This is a genomic window from Paraburkholderia sp. Cy-641 (assembly GCF_011752945.1).
Lineage (GTDB): Bacteria > Pseudomonadota > Gammaproteobacteria > Burkholderiales > Burkholderiaceae > Paraburkholderia.
The window spans coordinates 1-23,009 of record NZ_VWWM01000024.1 but is presented as its reverse complement, the minus strand read 5'-3'; the positions used below and the strand labels follow the sequence as shown (position 1 = coordinate 23,009).

At 65.1% G+C, this 23,009-nt stretch carries 22 protein-coding genes; 7 read left to right on the top strand and 15 right to left on the bottom strand.

Features of this window, described 5'->3' with window-relative positions:
• Positions 1-115: 115 nt before the first annotated feature.
• The 6 genes from F3J20_RS15380 to F3J20_RS15355 form a co-directional block, all read right to left on the bottom strand.
• Positions 116-1,177 carry a porin gene (locus F3J20_RS15380; protein ID WP_240162811.1) on the bottom strand — a complete coding sequence of 354 codons (1,062 nt, stop codon included), beginning with the start codon at positions 1,175-1,177 and terminating at the stop codon, positions 116-118.
• An 89-nt stretch (positions 1,178-1,266) separates the two neighbouring features.
• On the bottom strand, positions 1,267-2,514 hold the full coding sequence (locus F3J20_RS15375; protein WP_167283797.1) for an MFS transporter: 1,248 nt from the start codon (positions 2,512-2,514) through the stop codon (positions 1,267-1,269).
• 67 nt (positions 2,515-2,581) lie between these two features.
• Positions 2,582-4,054, bottom strand: coding sequence for an NAD-dependent succinate-semialdehyde dehydrogenase (locus F3J20_RS15370; RefSeq protein ID WP_167283796.1), 1,473 nt, complete (start codon positions 4,052-4,054; stop codon positions 2,582-2,584).
• A 20-nt stretch (positions 4,055-4,074) separates the two neighbouring features.
• Positions 4,075-5,295, bottom strand: a complete 1,221-nt coding sequence (locus tag F3J20_RS15365; RefSeq protein WP_167041322.1) for an NAD(P)/FAD-dependent oxidoreductase — start codon at positions 5,293-5,295, stop codon at positions 4,075-4,077.
• 8 nt (positions 5,296-5,303) lie between these two features.
• Positions 5,304-6,500: an amidohydrolase family protein gene (locus tag F3J20_RS15360; protein WP_167041319.1), complete on the bottom strand. Its 1,197-nt coding sequence runs from the start codon at positions 6,498-6,500 to the stop codon at positions 5,304-5,306.
• 25 nt (positions 6,501-6,525) lie between these two features.
• Positions 6,526-7,101: an amino acid synthesis family protein gene (locus F3J20_RS15355; protein WP_167041316.1), complete on the bottom strand. Its 576-nt coding sequence runs from the start codon at positions 7,099-7,101 to the stop codon at positions 6,526-6,528.
• A gap of 107 nt (positions 7,102-7,208) precedes the next feature.
• Between F3J20_RS15355 and F3J20_RS15350 the strand changes: the two genes are divergently transcribed.
• Both F3J20_RS15350 and F3J20_RS15345 read left to right on the top strand, forming a co-directional pair.
• Positions 7,209-7,877, top strand: coding sequence for a DUF4286 family protein (locus tag F3J20_RS15350; RefSeq protein WP_167041313.1), 669 nt, complete (start codon positions 7,209-7,211; stop codon positions 7,875-7,877).
• 97 nt (positions 7,878-7,974) lie between these two features.
• Entirely contained in the window at positions 7,975-8,691 is a 717-nt protein-coding gene (locus F3J20_RS15345; RefSeq protein ID WP_167041310.1) for a GntR family transcriptional regulator, read from the top strand.
• A 180-nt stretch (positions 8,692-8,871) separates the two neighbouring features.
• On the opposite strand, the gene hutG is transcribed toward F3J20_RS15345, so the two are convergent.
• Positions 8,872-9,687, bottom strand: coding sequence for an N-formylglutamate deformylase (gene hutG, locus F3J20_RS15340; RefSeq protein ID WP_167283795.1), 816 nt, complete (start codon positions 9,685-9,687; stop codon positions 8,872-8,874).
• 23 nt (positions 9,688-9,710) lie between these two features.
• Positions 9,711-10,676: a LysR family transcriptional regulator gene (locus tag F3J20_RS15335; RefSeq protein WP_167041304.1), complete on the bottom strand. Its 966-nt coding sequence runs from the start codon at positions 10,674-10,676 to the stop codon at positions 9,711-9,713.
• 206 nt (positions 10,677-10,882) lie between these two features.
• On the opposite strand from F3J20_RS15335, the gene F3J20_RS15330 reads away from it, so the two are divergent.
• From F3J20_RS15330 to F3J20_RS15310, 5 genes are read left to right on the top strand one after another with little or no spacing between them, the layout of a single operon-like run.
• Positions 10,883-12,067: an FAD-binding oxidoreductase gene (locus F3J20_RS15330; protein ID WP_167283794.1), complete on the top strand. Its 1,185-nt coding sequence runs from the start codon at positions 10,883-10,885 to the stop codon at positions 12,065-12,067.
• A 35-nt stretch (positions 12,068-12,102) separates the two neighbouring features.
• Positions 12,103-12,876, top strand: a complete 774-nt coding sequence (locus tag F3J20_RS15325; RefSeq protein WP_167283845.1) for an electron transfer flavoprotein subunit beta/FixA family protein — start codon at positions 12,103-12,105, stop codon at positions 12,874-12,876.
• Complete coding sequence (locus tag F3J20_RS15320) at positions 12,873-13,802, top strand: FAD-binding protein (protein ID WP_167041298.1); 930 nt, start codon at positions 12,873-12,875, stop codon at positions 13,800-13,802. Before F3J20_RS15325 ends, F3J20_RS15320 begins: the two co-directional genes overlap by 4 nt.
• A complete protein-coding gene (locus F3J20_RS15315; protein WP_167283793.1) occupies positions 13,799-14,428 on the top strand; it encodes a HutD family protein in 630 nt (209 codons plus the stop codon). The genes F3J20_RS15320 and F3J20_RS15315 overlap by 4 nt, the downstream gene beginning before the upstream one ends.
• Positions 14,429-14,457: 29 nt before the next feature.
• Positions 14,458-16,119, top strand: a complete 1,662-nt coding sequence (locus F3J20_RS15310) for an electron transfer flavoprotein-ubiquinone oxidoreductase (protein ID WP_205299307.1) — start codon at positions 14,458-14,460, stop codon at positions 16,117-16,119.
• Positions 16,120-16,347: 228 nt separating this feature from the next.
• Here the strand turns inward: F3J20_RS15310 and F3J20_RS15305 are convergent, their stop codons facing one another.
• The 7 genes from F3J20_RS15305 to F3J20_RS15275 form a co-directional block, all read right to left on the bottom strand.
• Entirely contained in the window at positions 16,348-17,430 is a 1,083-nt protein-coding gene (locus F3J20_RS15305; RefSeq protein WP_167041292.1) for a porin, read from the bottom strand.
• A 134-nt stretch (positions 17,431-17,564) separates the two neighbouring features.
• Positions 17,565-17,870 (bottom strand): hypothetical protein, encoded by a 306-nt coding sequence (locus tag F3J20_RS15300; protein WP_167041289.1) that lies wholly within the window; start codon positions 17,868-17,870, stop codon positions 17,565-17,567.
• Between the two features lie 23 nt (positions 17,871-17,893).
• The gene (locus F3J20_RS15295; RefSeq protein WP_167283792.1) at positions 17,894-18,784 is read right to left on the bottom strand and encodes a hypothetical protein; all 891 of its coding nucleotides are present in this window, start codon (positions 18,782-18,784) and stop codon (positions 17,894-17,896) included.
• The gene (locus F3J20_RS15290) at positions 18,774-20,498 is read right to left on the bottom strand and encodes a hypothetical protein (protein WP_167283791.1); all 1,725 of its coding nucleotides are present in this window, start codon (positions 20,496-20,498) and stop codon (positions 18,774-18,776) included. The genes F3J20_RS15295 and F3J20_RS15290 overlap by 11 nt, the downstream gene beginning before the upstream one ends.
• Before the next feature lie 5 nt (positions 20,499-20,503).
• Positions 20,504-21,340, bottom strand: coding sequence for an ABC transporter permease (locus F3J20_RS15285; protein WP_167283790.1), 837 nt, complete (start codon positions 21,338-21,340; stop codon positions 20,504-20,506).
• A complete protein-coding gene (locus F3J20_RS15280) occupies positions 21,337-22,212 on the bottom strand; it encodes an ABC transporter ATP-binding protein (protein WP_167283789.1) in 876 nt (291 codons plus the stop codon). The genes F3J20_RS15285 and F3J20_RS15280 overlap by 4 nt, the downstream gene beginning before the upstream one ends.
• Positions 22,209-23,009: thiamine pyrophosphate-dependent enzyme (locus tag F3J20_RS15275; RefSeq protein WP_240162810.1), on the bottom strand; the 801-nt coding region annotated here is incomplete at its 5' end. The genes F3J20_RS15275 and F3J20_RS15280, both read right to left, overlap by 4 nt.

The window sequence follows — 23,009 nt, the reverse complement described above, 5'->3', positions numbered from 1 at the left end:
GATCTGCTTGCGCAGATCGCCCCTTGTTTTTTGCAGCCTGAAAATCGCCGGCAACCGGCTCACAGCATTGGAATCCTAAATTATTGAAACCAATGCTTAAATCCGCGCGACGGTTTTAGAAACGATGCCGTATCGCCAGCGAGAACGTCGTGGCCGATCCCTTCGAGGCGATCTTGTCATACAGACACACGGCATAGACATCGGTGCGCTTCGAGAGCAGGTAGTCGTACGCGAGCGCGCCGGTGTTGCGAATCCACCCATGCGAGGCCGGGACCGTGTCGTAGTTCGTGCGGGCCCACTCGGCGAGAACATAACCGAACGGTCCGGTCGGAACGGCCGCACCGGCCTGATAGGTACGGCTCGACGAGCGCAAGCCATACGTCTGACTGCCTTCCATCGCGCCGTACAGCGTGACGAACGGCAGCTTGTAGCGCATACCGGCGAGCCACGCATCCTGTTCGGACACCGGCGCGGTGACAGGCGTGCGCACACGCTGCAACGACACGCCGGCATAAAACGGCCCCGACGAATAGTTCGCGTGCAAACCGAGGTTCGCCACGCCGGGCTGCCCCGCCACGCCGCCGACGCCGTAAATGCCCGTCACGGCCAGGCCCTTCAGCGAGGGAGAGCTGTACTGGATCGCGTTGTCCCACACCGTATCCCCGATCAGGACGCCGTTATAGGTCGAGACGAACGATTGCAGCACGATCGGCGAGAACACGACCGAGGCCCCGAACGGATTCAGTTCCTGCATGTTGACGTAGGTCGGGTTCGTCTGACGCCCGAACGTCAACGTACCGTACTGCGTGCTGAATCCCATATAGGCATTGCGGGAGAAGAACGGATCGGTCGGCTTGCGGCCCAAGGCGCCCGTGGAAGGCTGAAAGAAGCTCTCCAGGCTGAATATCATCGCATTGCCGCCGCCCAGGTCTTCGCGACCGCGAATGCCCCAGAACGACGTCGTCAAGCCGCCGCTACCTTCCACGAAGGCGGCCTTCGGATCTCCGGAGCGCTTGGACGTACCGATATAGGTTCCGACGGTTCCGTATAGCTGCACGAACGAGTCGGACGCGCCCGACTGCATGCTGCTCTGGGCATTCGCCCCATGCATTGCGGTCAGCGCCAGGCACGAGGCGGCCGAAACCGCCAGTCTGCGACGAAAGCGATTGCTCTGCAAGATAGATCTCCAATTTAATTAGTATGACTATTTATAAGAAACAGCAATGCGCGGCCTGTTTGACGAGGCCGCGTTTCCCAGCGCGCCGCTCAGTAGCGGCGAATCAGCGGCAGCATCATCACCGCGCCGACGAGGCTGCCCAGAACGATGACCAGCAGACCGGTATTGAAACTCCCCGTCGTGCTGACGATCCAGCCGATCAGAACCGGAGCGAGCGCCCCCATCAGATTGCTGCAGCCGTTCTTGACCCCGATGCCCGCCGACGTGACCGAGACGGGAATGATGTCCATCGCGAGCGCGTATTGGGCCGGCAACCCGAGACCCCAGCAGCCGGCGCTCAGCGCGATCACGATCGCCGCCACGTGCGGATCCTGAATCTGCGTGCCCGCGAAGAGCAGCAGGCCCGCGCCGGCAAGACCGATGAAGCAGAGAATCGCGCGCTTGCCCAGACGGTCGGCCAGCAGGCCCGAAAACACTTCGCCGATGAACATCAGAATGAACGGCAGCGACGAGTAGATCCCCATCTGCCCGAGGTTGAAGTGTCGGACGCGCTCGAGATAGGTCGGCAGCCAACTGTTGAGCCCCCACAGGTACATCAGGAGCCCGCAGCCGTATGCGGTGACGAGCCAGAACCGGTAGTCCTTGAGGAACAGACGCAGATCGACCTTCTCCTTGGCCTCGACGGCCACGGCCTGGCGCGAGCTTTCCGGGTCCGCATAGCGCGCGCGGTCGCGGGTCGTGAAGAAGATCAGCGGCGCCATGATGAACAGGCTGATGACACCGAAGATATAGAACGATGCGCGCCAGCCATACGCGTGCACGAGCCAAAGCGTGAGCGGAAAGCCGACGGCCGAACCGATCGGGCTGCCCACCATCCACACCGCATTGGCGCGGCCCCGCTCTTCGGGCGGGAACCAGCGGTGCACGATCTTCGCGATCAGCGAGAATTGCGGCCCTTCCATGATGCCGAGCACGACGCGCCCGAAAATCATCGTGCCGAAGCTCTGCGCGGCGCCCATGCCGAGCATCACCACGCCCCAGATCACGGCCGACACCGAGAGTGCCTTGCCGGGCTTGAACACGTCACCGATGATGCTCAGCACGACTGACGAAATACCGTACGCGATCAGGAACGCCGTCATCAGGAATCCCAGCTTGGTGGGATTGAAACCGACATTCAGGGCGTTATAGAAGTCGGGATTATTGAAAAGAACCGCTACGCTGATCCGGTCGAAAAAGCCGACCAGAACCGAGCCGAACAGGACCAACACCACGATCCAGCGCATGCGCGACGAATGCCTGGCCACGAGGGGCAACGGCTTGCTGATATCCGACATTTAAAGTCTCCTCCATCCATGAAGCGCCAGCCCCGCTGACGCCGTGCTTTTCGTTGCGGGTGGGCTGTTACGCCACCTGCACGCAGACGTACTTCGTCTCCAGGTAGTCGTCCATGCCGTATTTCGAGCCCTCGCGTCCGAAGCCGCTTTCCTTGATGCCGCCGAACGGGCCGACCTCGTTCGAAATCAGCCCCGTGTTGACGCCGACCATGCCCGTCTCGAGCGCTTCGGCCATGCGGAAGAAGCGGGACATATCGTTCGTGTACAGGTACGATGCAAGCCCGGTTTCGCTGGCGTTGGCGATCTCCACCGCTTCCTCCTCGGTCGAGAAGCGCAGCACCGCCGCCACCGGCCCGAAGGTTTCCTCGTGGAAAATCTGCATATCGAGCGAGGTGTTCACGAGCAGCGTCGGCTCGAAGAAGTTGCCGCCCAGCGCCGAGCGCTTGCCGCCCTGCGCGATGTCGGCGCCCTTGCTGCGCGCGTCCGCCACGTGTTCCTCGACCTTGCTGAGCGCCGCGGCGTCGATAAGCGGACCCTGGCTCGTGCCTTCCGCCATGCCGTCGCCCACGCGCAGATTGGCGATCGCGGTCTTCAGCTTCGCCGTGAACGCATCGTAGACGCCGGCCTGCACGAGGAAACGGTTCGTGCAGACGCACGTCTGCCCCGTGTTGCGGAACTTCGAGGCGATGGCGCCCTGCACGGCGGCGTCGAGATCCGCGTCGTCGAACACGACGAACGGCGCGTTGCCGCCCAGTTCCATCGACAGCTTCTTCACCGTCGACGCGCATTGCGCCATCAGCACCTTGCCGATTTCCGTCGAGCCCGTGAACGACAGCTTGCGCACGATCGGGTTCTCGCAGAGTTCCGCGCCGATCTCGCGCGCGGAGCCCGTCACGACGCTGAACACGCCGCGCGGCACGCCGGCGCGATGCGACAGCTCGGCCAGCGCGAGCGCCGTGAGCGGCGTTTGCGAAGCCGGCTTGAGCACCATCGTGCAGCCCGCCGCGAGCGCCGGTGCGGCTTTGCGCGTAATCATCGCCGCCGGGAAATTCCACGGCGTGATCGCCGCGCACACGCCGATCGGTTGCTTGAGCACCATGATCCGCTGCGCCGCATTGGGGCTTTCCAGCATGTCGCCCTCGATGCGCTTGCCCTGCTCCGCGAACCACTCGATGAACGAAGCCGCGTACGCGATTTCGCCCCTCGATTCCGTGAGTGGCTTGCCCTGTTCGGCGGTCATGATGCGCGCGAGGTCTTCCTGATGCGCCATCACGAGGTCGAACCACTTCCTGAGGATGCCTGCGCGCTCCTTGGCGCTGCGCCGGCGCCAGGCCGGCAACGCGGCCTGGGCCGCCGCAACGGCCTTGGCCGTCGCCTCGCGGCCGAGCAACGGAACCGTCGCGATCGGCTCGCCCGTGGCCTTGTTGGCCACGGTGATCGTCGCGCCGTCCGGCGCTTCGAGCCATTCGCCGTCGATCCATGCCGCCGAACGGATCAGCGACGGATCGGCGAGCTGCGGCCGGGTAAATGAATGAGCCATGCCATCGGTCTCCGTTAGCATCACTGAATGGCTTGCGACTTGCGTACGCTGTCGATCAGCGACGTGCGCAGCAGGAACGCGCGGTGACGCGCCGGGTCGGCGGCCGTCGCGGCGAGGTCGGCCAGATGCTGCGCGCGCACCGCCGGATCGGTCTCTTCCAGACGCTTCTTGTTCGCCACGGTCTGCTGCTGAACGAACTCGATGTTCAGCGAGCGGCGGCGACGCTCGTAGCGGTCCAGCACCGGACGCTCGGCATTGCCGTCCGCTGCCTCGGCGAGCGTGTTGGCCAGTTCCAGCGCGTCGTGAATCCCGCAGTTGAGCCCGAGCCCGCCGATCGGATTGTTCACGTGGCTCGAATCGCCCGCGAGGAAGATGCGCTGACGGCGGAACGAAGCCGCCACGCGCTGATGCACGCGGTAAATATTCTTGTGCAGCAGCGGATACGTCGCGCCGTCTTCCAGCGGGAAAATGCGGTTCAGGCGGCGTTGCGCTTCCTCGTCGCTCATCACGAACTCTTCCGGCACGTCCACCGGCGCCGGGAACACCGCGCGCCAACGGCCCTTCATGTCGTCGCCGGCGACCTTGAACAGGTTGCCCCACTCCTTCGGATCGGCGAGGTAGGCGCGATACGAACTGCCGAGCGCTTTCTCGAAGTCGAACGAGGTGGTCAGCACGAGGAACTGCTCCGGCCACGTGTAGCCTTCGAATTCGATCTCGAGCTTCTTGCGCACGGTGCTGCGCCCGCCGTCCGCGCCGACCAGGAACGTGCCGCTCAGCTTCTCCTCTACGCCGTCGCGGTCGATCGTCACGGTCACGCCGTTCGCATCCTGCTCGACGTCCACTACCGGCACGCCGAAATGCACGTCCACGTCGGACATCGTCTTCAGCTTCGCCGCGATGATGTTGACGAGCTTGTGCTGCTCGGTCTGCACGACGAACGGGAACTTCGTATCCTCGCGCAGCAGGTCGTGGTCGAAGCGCGCGATCAACTCGCGCTTCTCGCGGTCCCAGAAGTCGAAGTAACGCGCGACGAGGCCCGCGGCGATGAATTCGTCGATCACGCCGAGGCTGTCGATCATCTCGAGCGTGGACGGGTGCGTCGTGGCCGCGCGCGGATTCGTATCGACCGTCTGCGCCGCTTCGAGAACCGTGACGGCGAAGCCGCGTTGCGCGCAGGCGAGCGCCGTCACCATGCCGACGGGGCCGCCGCCGACGACGATTATCCTTTTCTGTTCAGCCATGCCAGTTCTCAATGTTTAGGTGCCGCGAAATCGTTCATGATGCGGGACTTGATAACCCGCACGTTCTTCTCCGAAGCCGGCGTGTTGCGGCTGCGGCCGACGAAGCGCGGCACGCCGTCCGTGACGACCGCCGCGACCGAGGCGATATCGCCATTGGCCAGCGCATCGAGAGCCGTATGCTTGGTGCCGCCCACGCACGAGTCGAGAATCACGACGTCGGCGTCGCGGCCGACCTGCAGGAAGCCCGAGTTGATGCCGTAGGTGCGCGCGTTGTTGCCGGTCGCGGCGCAGATCGCCTGCTCCGGTGCCATCTTGCCGAGGCTCGCGAGGTGCGTGATCGTGTACATCATGCCGAGCGGCATGATGCCGCTGCCGGTCGGCGTGTCGGTGGCGATCAGGAAGCGGTCGAACTTGTCGGCCTGCACGGTCATCTCGGCGATCATCAGCAGCGTGCGCAGATTGCCGGCGGTGCAGACCTGCATCGCGATTTCGCTTTCGTTGAGAATGCGTCCGAAATCCTGATCCGGCATCGCCACGGGGCCGCCGTTGATATGGAACGACACGTGCGGCTGCATCGCGATCAGATGTTCGGCCCAGATACCCGACGAACCCGGAATCGACGAGCCGCCCGTATGCACCGTGGTAATCATGCCGTGCTTCTTCGCCCAGCCGATCATCGGCGCGTAGTCGAACGGCGTCTTGACCGCGCCGAAGCCGGCCTTCGCGAGCCACACGCCTTGCGAGGCGATGTCGCGCAGATCGTCCTCGACCAGTCCTGGTTCGAGAATGATGGAGCCCGCGAACACGCGCATGCCGCCCGGGCGATAGTTGGCGAAGCAGCGCTGCGCGGCCACGGCCAGCGCCTTCACGCCTTGCGGATCGGTCGGACGGCCCGGCACGTGCACTTCGGACGCGCTGATCGCGGTCGTCGTGCCGCCGTGCACGTAGCTTTCGAGGAAGCCGACGGTTTTCTGGCGCGGCGTGTAATCGCCGAACGTGTTGTGAATCTGCGAGTCGATCAGACCCGGAATCGCGGTCGCGCCGTCGGCGTCGATCACCACGTCGCAGGCTTCGAGCTGTTCGGCGCTCAGGGTGCCGATCGCTTCGATCTTGCCGTCCGCCATCAGGATGCTGTCGCCCTTTGCGAACGGATCGCGCCACTCTCCGGTGACGATGGTCTTCAGATTGACGATTGCCGTTTTCATTGCATCTCCTCCATAAGGAAATTGTTTAGACGAGACCGTCTTCGCCGACTGCCTCGGATACCTTCAGGCCGCCCACGCGAGCGGTCAGACGGCCGCGGTTCGCGAGGCAGAAGATCACGGCGACTTCGTCGGGCAGCGGGCCTTCCGGGATCGCAACGGTCATGCCGTCATAGTGCGAACGCACATAGAGCGCATCCTTGTAGGCGAGCGGCACGTCGATCGCGACGCCAGCCGGAGCCACCTTCGTGTACGAGGGAATCCATGCCTTGCCGCCGACGGCCGCGCGGATCGGCTCGGCGAATGCGCTCGTCAGCAGCGCGTTCGCGTGCTCCTGTTCGCCGGCGGTGCCGACGATGCCGCCCTTGCCGTAGCTCTCGACTTCGTACGGGCCCATCGCGTCCTTCGCGAGTTGAGCCAGTTTTTCGCCCAGTTCGACGCTGGCCTCGATCATTTCGGAGAGGTCGTTGCGGAACTCGCCAGCATACGGATTCTTGACGACGGCGATGACCGCAACCTTGTGCAGCGGACGTTGATCTTCGGCATTCGCCGGTGCCGGTTGGTGCTGAACGTACGTGTAGAGGGACTTGACTTGCAGCTTCATATCGGAGACTCCAGGGCCGGTAGTCCGGCGGTTAAAAGTATCGGTTTGACAAACAATACGATTGTCGTACAATCCAGTCAACAACTTTTTTTTGAGAGGAGATCGAGATGAGCCGTCGCACGGTGCTGTTTTCGGAAATGACTCCCGACGCAAGCTGGGAGCAAGACTTCAACGACTGGTACGACACGGAGCACATTCCGGCGCGTATGAAGGCGCCGGGCTTCACGTCGGCGCAGCGCTACCGCAATGTCGACGGGCCGGCCTACCTCGCCATCTACGAGATGGAATCGAGGGATGCGCTCTCGACTCCGCAGTACAAGGAGATCAAGGGCAATCCGGGCGAGCGCTCGCGGCGCATGCTCGGCGGCGTGTCGGATTTCACCCGCTACATCGGCGAGGAAATCGGCTACTGGCATCAGGACGGCGCGCGCGCGAGCTCGCCGTTCGACGCGCAGTTCGTCTACGCCGTGTTCTTCACCGTGCCCGAGGCGCGCAGCGACGAATTCAATCGCTGGTATGAACAGGACCACATCCCGGCGCTGCTCGAATGCGAGGACTGGCTTGCCGTGCGGCGCTTCGATATCGTCGACGGAGACCCTCAACGCTTCACCCATCTTGCTCTACACTATCTGGCAAAGCGGGAAGCACTTGAGTCGGACGCGCGGGAAAAAGCGCGTGGCACGCCGTGGCGCGCCCGCCTCGCGGCGGAAGAGTGGTTCAAGGGCCATTACTGCGTCTTCGAAAAAATCGGTCAACGCTTCCTCGCGCAAGGGTAAGCGGCACGGGCCGGGCATCCGGAGCGCGCGCCTCGCGCGGCGCTCCGCTGGCCGGCCGCCGCATTACAAACTGAAAAGATCAAGGGAAGGGGACGTTATGGCTGTGGATCTGAAAGTCACACCGCAGACCGTGCTGTTTCAGACCACGTCGAAGTTGCGGGAAGCCATCATGCAAGGGCAACTCGCGCCGGGCGAGCGGCTCGTCGAAACGACGCTCGCGGAAACGATGGGCGTGAGCCGCACGACGCTGCGTGAAGCGTTGCGGCGGCTCGAATCCGAGCGTCTCGTTCACAACGCGCCGAACCGCGGGCCTTCGGTGGCGACGATCTCCATCCAGGAGTCGGTGGAGATCTATCACGTGCGCAAGCTGCTCGAAGGCGAAGCGGCCGCGCTTCTGGCTCAGTCGGCCACCGACGAGCAGGTCGCCGCCCTCGACCGGGCGCTCGCGCAATTCCAGGAAGCCGTCAATAACGACAATGCGCTCGATCGGCTCAAGTCGACGGGCGAGTTCTACGACGTGATTCTGCTCGGCTGCGGCAACCACATCATTCGCGAATTTCTGGAATCGCTGTTTGCGCGCATCAATCTGCTGCGCGCGAAGTCGATGGCGAATCCTGGCCGCGCGAGATTCAGCCTGCTCGAAATGCATAGCATCCGCGACGCCGTCAAGGCGCGCGACCCGGTCGCCGCCCGAGCCGCGGCCGAGGCTCATATTCTTGCGGCGCAGCAGGCGGCGCTTCATCCCGAAGAAGTGACGAAGCCGGCAATCGAAAAACCGCGTGCGCGCACGCGGTCACGTTCGGTCGCCGCGTGAGATCGGGCAAGTCCGGATAGCGGAAGCGACTCCCGCCATCCGTGACGCCCGAAAAGCGTTCGCTCATCGAGGCCGGCAGCGCCTTGGCCTCGGGCCTCATCTCGCTCATCTCGCCTTATTCCGCCGCCCTGCGCGCGCACCCATCGGGACACCTGGCGCACGCGAATAAGGCGAACGGGTTCATTCGGGCACGCGAGGCGCCGGCAGCGTCCTGAGCGCGTCGAGCGCGCCGCCCACCATGCGCCGCAGCGTCGGCTGAACCCGCTCCGCGCGCTCGGGCAGATAGGCAAACGGCGCCGCTTCGTCCATATAGGTCGACTGGCACATCTCGAGCTGGATCGCGTGAATGCCTTGCTGCGGCGCACCGAAGTGACGCGTGATGTAGCCGCCCTTGAAGCGCCCGTTCGCAATCCACGTGAATTCGCCCGCCGCGGCGCCAGCTTCGGCTGCGGCCTGAAGCGCCGGCGCCGCGGTGCGTCCGTCCTGGGTACCCAGATTCAGATCGGGCAGCTTGTTTTCGAAAAGCCTCGGCAACACGCTCGCGATCGAATGCGCTTCCCACAGCAGCACATGGGGATGCAGCGCGCGCAGACGCGCCAGCTCCTCCGCAAGCGCGGCGTGATAAGGACGCCAGCAGGTCTCCACGCGGCGCTGCTTCTCCGCCGCATCCGGTTCACAGCCCGGGCGATACACCGCTTCGCCATGAAACGTTTCGGTCGGGTACAGGCCAGTCGTCGTCTGTCCCGGATACAGGCTCTCGTCGTTCGGCGGCCGGTTCAGGTCGATCACATAGCGCGACACTTTCGCGCCGAGCAAGGTCGCCCCCATCTCGCGCACGAACGCGTAGAGCCGGTCCAGATGCCAGTCGGTGTCGGCCAGCGTCAGCGCCGCGTCGGAATACAGAGGGCGCAGCGTGTCGGGAATCTGCGTCCCGAGGTGCGGAATCGAAACCAGCAGCGGCGCGTCGCCGCGCTCGAGCGAATACAACTCGTTCATCGTCAAACTCCTGTCGTGATGGATCACTGCACGGCGTCGGCCGGCAGTTCCGGCAAAGCCTGCGCCAAAGCCGGACAAATCGAATGGTCGAGCACCGATCGCGTGAGCGCAACGATGTCGGCGGCAAAGTCGCCCCACGCGCCCTCGCGGTGCAGCAGAAAAAAATCGCGCCGCCCGAGCCGGCTGGCCGGCAACGGCAGCACCGCGATGTCGTTCAGATAGTGGCGCGCCTGCCAGAGGCACAGCGGCGTGGAGATCGCAAAGCCGAGCCGCGCGGTCACGAGGCTCAGGAGCGGATCGGTCGCGTCGAATTCGTAGCGTTGCGGGCTCACGATGCCGAGATGCCGGGCGAACCGCTCGACCTGCTGGCCAATCACGGAGCGCCGGGTATAGCGGATCAGCGGCAGATCGTGCGCGAGGCTGCGCCAGTCCGCGTCGCGCCGCTCATGCAGATAGCTTTTCGCGACGACCGCGACAAAGGCCTCGGAAAACAGCGGCACTTCGACGATGCGCGCATCGTCGAGCGTGGTCTGCGTGCAGACCACCATATCGAGTTCATGATCGTGCAGCATCCGGCTCAGCCCCGGGGTGAGCCCCGACCACAACGAAATCTGCCGCGGCGTGCCGGACACGGCGCGGATCAGCTCCGGCCCCACCGTCGCCGCGAACGAATCGACGCAGCCAAGGCGCACCGGCAGCTTGCCCACCTGCGCCGCGTCGCCGATGCGCGCGCTCACGGTCTGCGCATGCTCCAGCAGCGGGCCGGCCAGTTCGAGCAACGCGCGCCCGGCCAGATTGGGGCGCGGCGGCCGGCTGTCGCGATCGAACAGCACGAGACCCTGGTCGCGCTCCAATGCCGAGATCGCCTGGCTGATCGCGCTTTGCGTCACGCCGAGCTGCCTCGCCGCCGCGGTCATCGAGCCGGTTTCGCAGACGGCGATAAACGCCTGTAGCGCCCGCAGATCGATCGGAGCCTGTGTCCGTCCCATTGCCTCATCCTGTGGTTCGTCTCCACCAGCCTGCCCCCTCGCGATCGTTGATCGACGATCGGCGAGAAAGCGCCATGGTGCCTGTACCCGCCCGTGGCGTCAGTTTCATCAGCACCAATACGGGGGCCTCATTAGTTTATCTAATAAAAAATCGTCTGCCGCGGCTCGTCCCTACAATCCGCCCATTGCCATTCTGGAGAGTCCACATGAGCCACTATGATTTTGTCGTGATCGGCGCGGGCGTAGTCGGCGCATCGGTCGCTCATCACCTTGCCGCGCTCGGCGCAAAGAGCGTACTCGTGCTCGAACAGGGCACCATCGGCGCGGGCACGACCTCGCAGTCGTCGGGGCTGCTGCGCACGCACTACTCCGTGCGCCAGAACGTCGAGCTGGCCCGCGCGTCGTGGTGGGCCTTCAACAATTTCGCCGAATACGTGGGCGACGAAGAGGCCTCGTGCGGGCTCGTCAAGTGCGGCTACATGATCTGCGCGCCCGAAGGCGACAAGCTCGAACCGTTGGGCGCGTCGCTGCGCGCGCAGCAGGACATGGGTATCGAGGTCCAGTTGCTGTCGCGCGACGAAGCGCGCGAACGCATGCCGATCGCCCGCTTCGACGATGCCGCGCTGATCGGCTTCGAGCCCGAAGCCGGCTTTGCCGACGCCTACCTCGTCGCGACCAGCTTCGCCCGCTCAGCCCGCAAGCGCGGCGTCAAGATCATGGAGAACACGCGCGTGACCGGCGTGATTCGCGACGGCCGCCGGATCACCGGCGTCGAGACGACGGCCGGCACCTTCAGCTGCGGCACGCTCGTCAGCACGCAGAACATCTGGACGCCGGAGCTGGCCGGCTGGATCGGCGTGACGCTGCCGGTCAAGCCCGAGCGCCATACGGTGCTGGCGCTCGAATGCGAGGCCGAATACACGTTCGCGATGCCGGCCTTCAAGGACCTCGCCTCGCCGGGCATGCTCTATTACCGCAGCTATGGCGGCAAACAGATGCTGGTGTCCGAAGGCGTGGTCGGCGAAACGCTGAACGCACCCGAAACCGAACAGGGCGATATCTCGCTCGACTACGTCGCCGAAGTCGGCGCGCAAGTTGCCGAGCGCTTCCCGGCCTACGAGACGGCGGGCCTCGCCTCATCGTGGACCGGCGTCTATGACGTGACGCCCGACTGGAACCCCGTGCTCGGACCGGTTGCCGATATCGAAGGGCTGACCGTCGGCTTCGGCTTTTCCGGACACGGCTTCAAGCTTTCGCCGGGCGTCGGCAAGCTGCTCGCGCAGCATGCGCTCGGTCTGCCCACCGACGTCTCGCTCGCCCCTTACGCGCTGAGCCGCTTCGAAAGCGGCGCGCTGCTGGTCGGCAAGTACGGCTCGGGCGCCGTGTCCTGACTTACCCTGATTTCCCGGAGAACACCTACATGGCTATCAGGATTCTGGTTCCCGTCAAACGCGTCGTCGATCCCAACGTGCGCGTACGCGTCAATGCCAGCGGCGCCGTCGATACGACGGGCCTCAAGATGTCGCTCAATCCGTTCGACGAATGCGCGCTGGAGAAGGCGCTGCAACTGCGCGAAGCCGGCGTGGCAACGCACGTCACCGTTTTGACCTGCGGCCTCGCGACAAGCCAAGACGTGCTGCGCACCGCACTCGCGATGGGCGCGAACGACGCGGTGCTGATCGACACGGCCGAGGCGACACCCGCACTCGATTCGCTCGGCGTCGCACGGCTGCTGCACGCTTATCTGGCGACCCACGACTACGGTCTCGTGCTCTGCGGCAAGCAGGCGATCGACGACGACATCGGCGGCGTCGCCGCGATGCTGGCCGGCCTGCTCGACTGGCCGCAAGGGCTCGACGCGAGCGCGCTCGACGCCACGGCCGAGGGCTGGCGCGTGACCTGCGGTGACGACAGCGGCACCGCAACCTGGGAACTGGGCGGCCCGTGCGTGGTAAGCGCGGACCTGCGGCTCGCGGAACCGCGCCGCGTCACGCTGCCGAACATCGTCAAGGCGAAGCAGAAGCCGCTGGAGATCCTCGGCTATCGCACGCTCGGCGTGGAGCCGGCACCGCTCGCGCGCATCGACGCGCTGAGCGAACCGCCCGCGCGCAAGGCCGGCATCCAGGTGCCGACCACCGCCGCGCTGATCGACGCGCTCGCGGCACGCAACGTATTCGGAAACACGGGAGTCGCCGCATGAGAACGCTCGTCCTTGCAGAGACGGAAAACGGTCAGGTCGCGGATGCTGCGCTTCGAACCGTATCGGCCGCCAGCGAGCGCGGTCTGCCGGTCGATCTGCTGGTGCTCGACGCGAGCGCGGCGGAGTCTGCCGCGCGCGTCGCCGGAATCTCGCGCGTCCTGGTCGCGGCCGCCGCTTCGGTGGACATCGCGCCCGAAACGCTCGCCGCACGGCTCGCGCTTCTCGCGAGCGACTATTCGCTGATCGCCGCGGCCCATCGCACGCTCGGGCGCAGCGCGTTGCCGCGCGCGGCCGCGCGTGCCGGCGGCGCGTTTCTGTCCGACATCACGGCGGTTGCAGGCGCGAACCAGTTCGTGCGCGGACTCTATGCGGGCAGCGTCGTGTCGAACGTCAGCACGGCAGCCGCCACGACGTTCGCCACGTTCCGCGCCTCGTCCTGGCCCGCTGCCGGCTCGGGCGAACAGGCAGCGGACATCGTCGTGCTGCCCGTGCTCGACAGCTTTGCGAAAACCCGTCTCGTCGAACGGCACACCGCCAACCAGTCCGGCCAGGACCTCGCTTCGGCGCGCATCGTGGTGTCGGGTGGCCGTGGTCTCGGCTCGCAGGAAAACATGGAGCGGCTCGGACACTTCGCCGCACAGATCGGCGCGGCGCTCGGCGCCTCGCGCGCGGCCGTCGACGCGGGCTATGTTTCCAATGCCGCGCAGGTCGGCCAAACCGGCAAGACCGTCGCACCCGATGTGTATTTCGCGTTCGGTATTTCCGGTGCGATCCAGCACCTCGCCGGCATGAAGGACTCGAAAGTGATCGTTGCGATCAACAAGGACCCGGACGCGCCGATCTTCTCCGTGGCCGATATCGGGCTCGTCGGCGATCTGTTCGAGGTGCTGGGCGAACTGGAGCGGCATGCCGGAGCTGCGCGATGAAGCCTGAAGCGGCTGCGCCCTCTTCCGCGGCCAGCGCCGCTCAGGTTGCCGTGCGCCGCTTCGAGTACGCCCAGTTGCAGGCGGAGCCGTGGGCGAACGGCAACGGCATCACCCGCACCATTGCTCGCGGCAGCGCCGCCGGACACGGCGAGGACACGGACTGGCGCGTGAGCCTCGCAACGCTGAACACGTCCGCGAGGTTCTCGCAGTTCGCCGGCTTCGAGCGCACCTTCGTGCTGCTCGACGAGGGTGTGGTGAAGCTGCGCTCGCAAGAGGTCCGCATCGACGCACAGCGTGGCCAGCCCGTGCATTTCTCCGGCGACCTCGATCTGTGGAGCACGCTCTCCACGGCGCCCGTCAACGCGCTGAACGTGATGACGCGCCGTGGCCGCTGTGGTTCGTCCGTCGGCATGCTGTCCGGTTCGTCGAGCATCGCGGCGGCGCCGATCCGGTTGCTGATCGGCCTGTCCGGTCAGTGGAGCGTGCGCGGCGGGATGCTCGACGGCGTCTTGCTCGGTCCGCTGCAAGGCATTCTCATCGAGCGTTCACGCGAACCGCTCGATCTCGTCCCCCTCGGCGCCGGCGCTGAATTGATCTCGATTGCCATCGCTCCCCTCTCCCTCTAATTGCGCGATCTGACGTCGCGACCTGACCTATGCTTACTTCGCAATTCGGCCCGCGCGAGTCGATGGAATACGACGTGGTGATCGTCGGCGGCGGCCCGGCCGGGCTGTCGGCGGCGATCCGCCTGAAGCAGCGCGCCGCCGCGCAGGGCGTCGAGCTTGGCGTGTGCGTACTCGAAAAAGGCTCGGAGATCGGGGCGCATATCCTCTCGGGCGCGGTCATGGACCCGCGCGCCATCACCGAACTGATCCCCGACTGGAAGGACAAAGGCGCGCCGCTGGACGTTCCCGTCACCGAGGACCGTTTCCTGTTCCTCACCGCAACCGGCGCGAAGGCCGTGCCCAACTGGGCGCTGCCCGATAACTTCAAAAACCACGGCAACTACGTCATTTCGCTCGCGAACGTGACGCGCTGGCTGGGTCAGCAGGCCGAGGCGCTCGGCGTCGAAATTTTCCCGGGTTTTCCCGCCGCCGAAGTGCTCTATAACGAAGACGGCTCCGTTAAGGGCGTCGCGACCGGGAACCTCGGCATCGGCAAGGACGGCGAGCCGACCGAAAATTTCCAGCTCGGCATGGAACTGCACGCGAAGTACACACTGTTCTGCGAGGGCGCGCGCGGACATCTCGGCCGTCAGCTGAACGAGAAGTTCAAACTGCGCGATGGCGTCAATCCTCAGGTCTACGGCATCGGCATCAAGGAACTGTGGGAAATCGATCCCGCGAAGCACAAGCCGGGCCTCGTGATGCACACAGCCGGCTGGCCGCTCGAGAACGATACGTACGGCGGCTCGTTCCTTTATCACCTGGACAACAACCAGATCGTGGTGGGCTTCGTGGTCGGCCTCGGTTATTCGAATCCGTACCTGTCGCCGTTCGAGGAGTTCCAGGGCTACAAGACGCACCCGGCGATCCGAGCGATTCTCGAAGGCGGCAAGCGCGTGTCGTACGGTGCGCGGGCGATTACGGCAGGCGGGCTGATGTCGCTGCCGAAGCTCGTGTTTCCGGGCGGTGCGCTGGTCGGCGATGATGCGGGTTTCCTCAACGTCTCGCGTATCAAGGGCTCGCACGCGGCGATCAAGACCGGCATGCTCGCCGCCGACGCGGCCTTCGATGCCGTGCAGGCCGGTCGCCAGTCTGATGAACTGACTGCGTATCCGGAAGCCTTCAAGACCTCATGGCTTCACACCGAACTGTATCGCGCACGCAACTTCAAGCAGTGGATGAGCAAGGGCCTGTACCTCGGCACGCTGATGGTCGGCATCGAGCAGAAGCTGCTGGGCGGCAATGTGCCGTGGACGCTGCATCACCAGCATTGGGATCACGAGATGCTGAAACCGGCATCGCAGTGCAAGCCGATCACGTATCCGAAGCCCGATGGCAAGCTCACGTTCGACCGGCTTTCGTCGGTGTTCATTTCGAACACGAATCACGAAGAGAACCAGCCCGCGCATCTGACGCTGAAAGACCCGACCGTGCCGGTCAACGTCAACTGGCAGACCTATGCGGGTCCGGAGTCGCGTTACTGCCCTGCTGGCGTGTATGAATTCGTGAAGAACGATGACGGCAACGAACGGCTTGTGATCAATGCGCAGAACTGCGTGCACTGCAAGACCTGCGACATCAAGGACCCGACGCAGAACATCGTGTGGGTCACGCCGGAAGGTGGCGGCGGGCCGAACTACCCGAATATGTAACCAGCCGCTCTCCTGAAACGGGAGAGCAGGATCGATCGTGCCACGCAAATAGCTCGTGCTGCCGCGCGCTGCCTGAACTCGCAGCGCGCGGCAGCACGTCGCCTCGTCATGGCCCTGCTCCGTTCCGCACGGGCACCGGTTTGCACCAGATCCAATCGCACTCCCAGCGCTCATGACAGCGCCGCCGCACGAACCTCGGCGACGACGCCGTCTTCGATGCCGAGCGTCCTAGAAGCGATGCCGGATACCGAAGTTGATGTTGAACTGCTTATTCGTCGTCGACGCCGGCAACTGCCCGATCTGCATGCGCGTCGCGTCACCGCCCGCCGTGCCGTAGATCGCCCACATATAAAGATCGGTGCGCTTCGACAGATAGTAATCGGCGACCAGGTTGTACTGCTGATAGCGCGGATGCTGGCCCAGCGAGCCGATGTTCCCGTACACGAGGTCCACCGCCGCGCCGAGCCGGATATCCGAGCGCATCCAGTAGTCGGCCTGCGCCATATAGATATTGAACTGGGCGTCCGCGCCGTTGATCGATTGGGTCAGATCGGAATGCGACATCCCGACACGGCCGATCAAATTGCCGAACTTATATGAAACGCCGCCTGCCGCAATGTTGAGAGCACGCGCGTTCGGCAGATAAGCGCCAAAGATCAGGATATTGGACGCACCGGTGCTGTCGAACCACGTCGCATACGGATTGCGCACCGACGTATACGCCGCGCCGACCTGCAACGGACCGCCCGTATAGCCCGCGCCCGCGCTCACCACGCTGTTGGTCGAGAACTGACCCGGCACGCCGCCGAACGCATACAGCGCGCCGGCGGAAAATCCGTGGAAAGTCGGCGTCGTATACTTGACGGAGTTGCTGGTCTGCCAGTCATTGCCCGTATTGTCGATGTCGTAGGCCGGCGCGCTGCCCCGTCCGTTCGCCATGATCGGGCCGACATAATCGACCACCATGTCGTACTGGCGGCCGAACGTCAGATTACCGTAGGGCGTGCCGAGCCCCAGATACGATTGACGGCCGAATTGCCGGCCGTTCTGCCCGAGTTTGCCGGTATTCAGATCAAAACCGTTTTCGAGGCGGAAGAAAGCCCGGTATCCGCCGCCCAGGTCTTCGTTGCCGGTCAGCCCCCACTGGGAACCCACCCACGTGCCGCTGCGCATGCGCACCGAAGCGCCGCCGCCCGCATTGTTAATGTAGGCGATTGCCTCGTCGATCTGACCGAACAACGTCACCGAGCTTTGAGCCGATGCGTAATCCGATGCAGCGAGAAGCGCGATCAACATCCATGCCTTCTTCATTTGACCTCCTAACCAATTTATATTGTAAGAATTTTTTCATGAAACCTGTACCACCTACTTCACATCCCCACCAACAGATTCGACATCCTGATTAAATAAGACGAAACCGGGGCGCGACAGCCGCGCCCCTTGCCTCAACCGGCCGCGCCCTTTTCATCGGACGAAGGAACGATCACCGCCAGTTCCTCGACCTTCGAATACGGGTTGTCGCCGCCGATCGGCGGCAGCGAATCCCGGTACGCTTCCCACCCGGCGCAATCGCTCTCGCTGCGCCAGCCCGTGACCGAGGTCAGGCAGTCCGGCATGCCGGCGCGTGCGCCGACGTGGCGGAACATCAAGCCATCGCGGGTACCCATGCGCCGCGTGACTTCCCCGATTCGCCTGTGCGCCGCCTCGTGCTGTCCCGGCAAGACGAAATGATGTACGACAACTATCTTCATGACTGTGTCCCGTCTGGATAAAATCAACCCGCGCCTTCGCGCGAACGCTCGGACGTGCGGATCAGGCTTCGGTCGGCGAAGCGCATCAACCGCTCCCATTCGTCACGCGGGATCGGCCACCCTTCGGCCATGGCCCGCGCCTTCAGCGCGCTCAGGTGCTGCGAATCGATGGCGTACGCGCAGGCGTCGCCGATAAAACCGCTCAAGCTCCGCGCCGGCGCCGCAACGACGACGGCATCGTTCCCCTCCAGCCATGCGAAGTCGCGCACGTCTTCGCGCGAATTGCCGCCGGTTTGCAACAACGCATCGAACGCCGCGCGCGGCGGCGCGCCGTGCTTCAGCGCCGACAGCAGCGAGCAGGCAGCACCCGGCACAGCCATCGGATCATGCGCGGCCCGATACTGCCAGCCGTCGTCTTCGGCACTGGCCACACTGAACACGATCCCGCTTCCGTCACGCTGCCCCGCGCCCGCCGCAACCCCGAGGCCCGTGGCGACACATCCCGCGTATCCGCGCCGCGCGAGCCAGTACGGGATCGCATGCAGATCGGCGGCATGGGCAACGTTGCGCAGCGCGACCACGACCCGCCCGCTTTGCGCCGCCCAAGCGCCCAGCCAGTCGGCCAGCGCGGCGCCGAAGAACAGCGCGGAGCCGCCGTTCGCCTCGCATAGCGCATGGTCTTCGTGCTCGGCGACGATATCGGGCGCGCGCCACATCGACGCATCGAAGGCACCAAGTTCGCGCGCGAGCCGGCTCAAGCGCCGCCAGCCCGCCAGTTCGCCGAATTCGACGGCCTCCGCCGCGCCGGCGCTCGCGCCCCACGGCATCAATGCCGTCCCGAGCACGCGCACGGCCAAGCCCGGCACCTCTTTGCCGGACAGGCGCACCGAAGCCGACAACAGTTCATTCTCCAAGAAGCGGTTCCTCCGTCAATTCGTAGCCGTGCGGCACGCTCGGCAGCAAACCGTCGCCGGCATGGCCGGCCGCGAGTTCGCGAGGCAGCCCCGCGCCCTGGAACAGCGTCGCGCGCAGCCACGTGCGCGAACGCGGGCGGAACTTCAACATGCCGTAGGTCGCCAGCTGGAAACGCATGATGCGCAGCGGGGAAAAGTCCTTCGTGAGCAGATCCGTGCGCGCAATCGCGTAGTGGGAATCCGCCAGCGTGCTGACCCAGCCGACCATGAAGCGCATGTCCGGATGCGCGATCAGAAAGCGGCCGAGCGTCTGCTCGGGCGGCACGGCGCGTAGACGGGACAGCAGCTCTTCGACACGGCCCATCACGTCGACGGGCAGCGCATATTGCTCGCCCTCGTCGATGTCGCGGCTGCCGCGCCGCGGCTCCATGTTTTCCTCGGATGCGTACCAGAAAAAAGGCCGCTCGCCTTCCACGGTGAAACGGCTCACCCAGGCCAGATGCGTCTCGATCAGGTCCTTCAGCGCACCGGCCTTCTGCGTGGGATCGAACGGCAGCGATTCGTCGGCATGCAGCGTATTCGCGTCAACGTTGCCGCCTTCGTGGCATTCGAGCAGCAACGAGTTCAGCAGCTCGCCCGTCTCCAGGCAGCAACGCCCCCGCCAGCTGACGAGCAGTTCGGCCAGCGGATTCGAGCGGCTCGCGCCGGCCTTCCACCCGGCGCGCAAGTGGGCGAACTGCTCGCGCACCTGGAGCAGCTCGGCATGAATCGCCTCGCTCGGCGCGAACTCGTCGAGGTCGCCGGTCGGCTCGTGCGCGAAATACTCGATGGCGCGTTCCAGTTGGCGATCGAACTCGTCGCAACGCGAATCGTCCGCTTCGAAGCGCTCGCGGTACATCTCGGCCAGAGCCTGTTCGCGTGCGCCAATCCAGCGGTCGAGCAGGCGCGGATGCCGGACCACGAACGGCACGAGCCCGATGCCCGACGAGTTGCCGACGCCGACGAAGCGCCGCGATTCGTCGGAAAGATCCACGGCGGCGGGATTACGCACGCGCGCGAGGTGCAGTGCGAGGTCGTAGCCGAACTCGCGCCACAGGTAAGCCGCCATCATTTGCGCGTGATACGGCGCCTGCAACGGATGGCCGATCTGGCGCAGATACGCGTAATCGTGCATGCCGTTGCGGCCATTGCCGCTAAACCCGGTGGTGCGGATCAGATAACCGATCTGGTTCAACTGGCGCGGATCGGGCTGCTGTCCGGCCGCGAGCGACGCCACCACATGCTCGAACAGGCGCGCGCTGCGGTTCGCCCGCGACCAGGCGAGCGTGCGCGGCGCGGCGCGCCCCCACGTCACCTGCTGGATCTGCTCGCGCGACTGCTCGATATCCCCGGCCGACGGCTCGCCGATAAAGAGCGCCGCCCATGCGTCCCAGCGCGTCGCAATGATACGGTCCTGCTGCTGATGCTCCGGCAGCGGGTCGGAAAACACCACGAACGTCATCGTGTGTCCGTCGAGCCGCGCCCGGTAGGCGATGTGGCCGCGGCCGGCATCGTCGAGGCGCAGCTCGCTGATTTCGCACGAGAAGTCCATCCGGCACACCGTGCGCAGGAACGAATGCGCGAAGCTGAACTTGGTAGGCCAGATCGCACCGAGGTGCGTCAGCTCCATCAGGTCCGCGCCTCGGGACGGCAAGGAAACCGGGAGATTCGCCATTGCCGTCACATCCCGAATGCGCTGCCGGCTTCCGCGGCGCGCGCGATACGCACCGAGCGGTTCCAGCGCGCCATCGGCAGTTCGAGCAGACCCACCGCATAGAACAGCACGATGCCGACCAGCGTCAGCACCACGACGCAGGCAAACACGAGCGGCGCGTCAAAATTGCCGGTCGCCAGCATCATGTAGTAGCCGAGCCCCGCCCGGCCGCCGACGAACTCGCCCACCACCGCGCCGACCACGGCCAGCGCAATCGCCACCTTGAACCCGGCGATCATGCTCGGCACCGCATGCGGAAAGCGCACCTTGCTGAACACGGCCGCCTTCGTCGCGCCCATCGAGCGCATCAGCTTGAGCGTATCGCGATCGACCGAGGCGAGACCGGTGACGGTATTGACGACCACCGGAAAGAACGCGATCAGGAACGCGACGATGATCTTCGGCAGGATGCCGTAGCCGAGCGCGACCAGCAGGATCGGCGCGAGCGCGACCTTCGGCACCGACTGCGACGCGATCAGGATCGGATAGACGATCCGGTCGAATACGCGCGAGTAGACGATCAGCGCCGCGAGCGGCACGCCGATCGCGATGCTCAGGCCGAAGCCGGCCAGCGTTTCGATCAGCGTGACCCACATATGCGCGAGCAGATTGGCGCGATGATCGACGAGCGACACCCAGATGCTGCTCGGCGGCGGCAGCAGATACGAGGGCACGTGGCCGATATCGACGCCCGCTTCCCACACGGCGACGATCGCGACCAGCACGATCAGCACCGGAAACCGGGCCCATAGCGCGCTGAACACACGGCGCACGGAGCCTTGCGATGTCGAACTCTGATTCATGACCGGCGCTCCTCTTTCAATACGCCCATTTTTTCGAAGATGCGGCGGATATGCCGCGTATAGCGCGTGAATTCCGCCTCGTCGCGAATGTCGACGTGCCGCTCGCCGGCCAGCTCGATCGGCACGATCTCCTCGATGCGGCCGGGCCGCGGCGACATCACGACGACCCGGTTCGACAGGAACACCGCCTCGGTGATCGAGTGCGTGATGAACAGCACCGTCTTGCCCTGCTCGCGCGACAGCTGGTGGAAGTCGAGGCACATCTGGTCGCGCGTCATCGCGTCGAGCGCGCCGAACGGTTCGTCCATCAGCAGCACACGGGGATCGTGCATGAGGCCGCGCACGATCGCCGCGCGCTGGTTCATGCCGCCCGACAGTTCGTCGGGGAAGCGCTCGGCGAAGTCGCCGAGGCCCACCCGCTTGAGCAGTTGCTGCGCGCGCGGCAGATACTCCGCGCGATTCAGATTGCGGACTTCGATCTGCAGCAGCACGTTGTTGAGGATCGTGCGCCACGGCAGCAGCAGGTGCTGCTGGAACACCACGCCGAGTTCATGCACGGGCCCCTTTACGGGCTTGCCCAGCACCTCGATGCGGCCTTCGCTGACCGGCATCAGGCCTGCGATCATATTGAGCAGCGTGCTCTTGCCGCAGCCGCTCGGACCGACGATCGAGACGAATTCGCCGCGCGCGATCGTCAGCGAGGCGTCGCTGACGGCCTGCACGTCGCCCTTCTTCGAACCGAAGCGCTTGAACACGTGATCGACGTTGATCGCGGCGGTGTTTGCGGCAGTGTTCGCCTGCGGCGCACTGGCACGCTGCCCCGTCACCAGTTCGAGCGGCCGCGCCTCTTCGATTTTCAACGTCTGGCTCATGATGCACGCTCGTCCGCCCACGGCGAAAGCCGATCCGGGCTGTAAAGAATGTTGATCAACGCGGGGCCGTCGTGCGCGAGCGCCCGTGCGAACGCCTCGGCGAATTCGGCATTGGTGCGCGCGGTGAAGCCTCGCGCGCCCATCGACTCGGCGAGCATCGCGAAATCGATCGCGCCCAGTTCCGTCGCGACGGCGCGGCCCGGAAACTCCCGGCGCTGATGCATCGTGATCGTGCCGTAGTTGTTATTGTTGAACACGAGCGCGACGAATCCCTTGAGGCGCAGACGCACCGCCGTTTCCAGCTCGCTCATCGTCATCGCGAAGCCGCCGTCGCCGGAGAACGAGACCGCCGGTTCGTCGGGCCGCGCCATCTTGGCGCCGATCGCCGCCGGCAGCGCGTAGCCCATGCCGCCCGCGGTCGGCGCGAACAGCGTGCGCGGATGCTTCCAGCGGTAGTAGCGCATGAGCCAGCCACCGAACGTGCCGGCATCGCTCGCGATGCTCGCGCGCTCCGGCAGCAGCCGCAGAATGTCGTGATACACGCCTTCGAGGCTGATCATGTTCTGCGGCGCGCCCGCATCGAACGCGCGCGGCGTCGTGCGCTGCGCGTAACGCGCCCGGAGCGGCGCGATCGCGTCGAGGCGCATGGGCTGCCACCAAACAGCAAAAAGCTGCACGCTGGCTTCTTCGGGCGCGAGCCGCATGAGTCCCTCGATCGCATTGCGCGCGCGGTCGAGCGAGCGCGCTTCGATCAGCTCGGCGATCGTGAACAGCACCATCACCATCGCGGCCTCGGG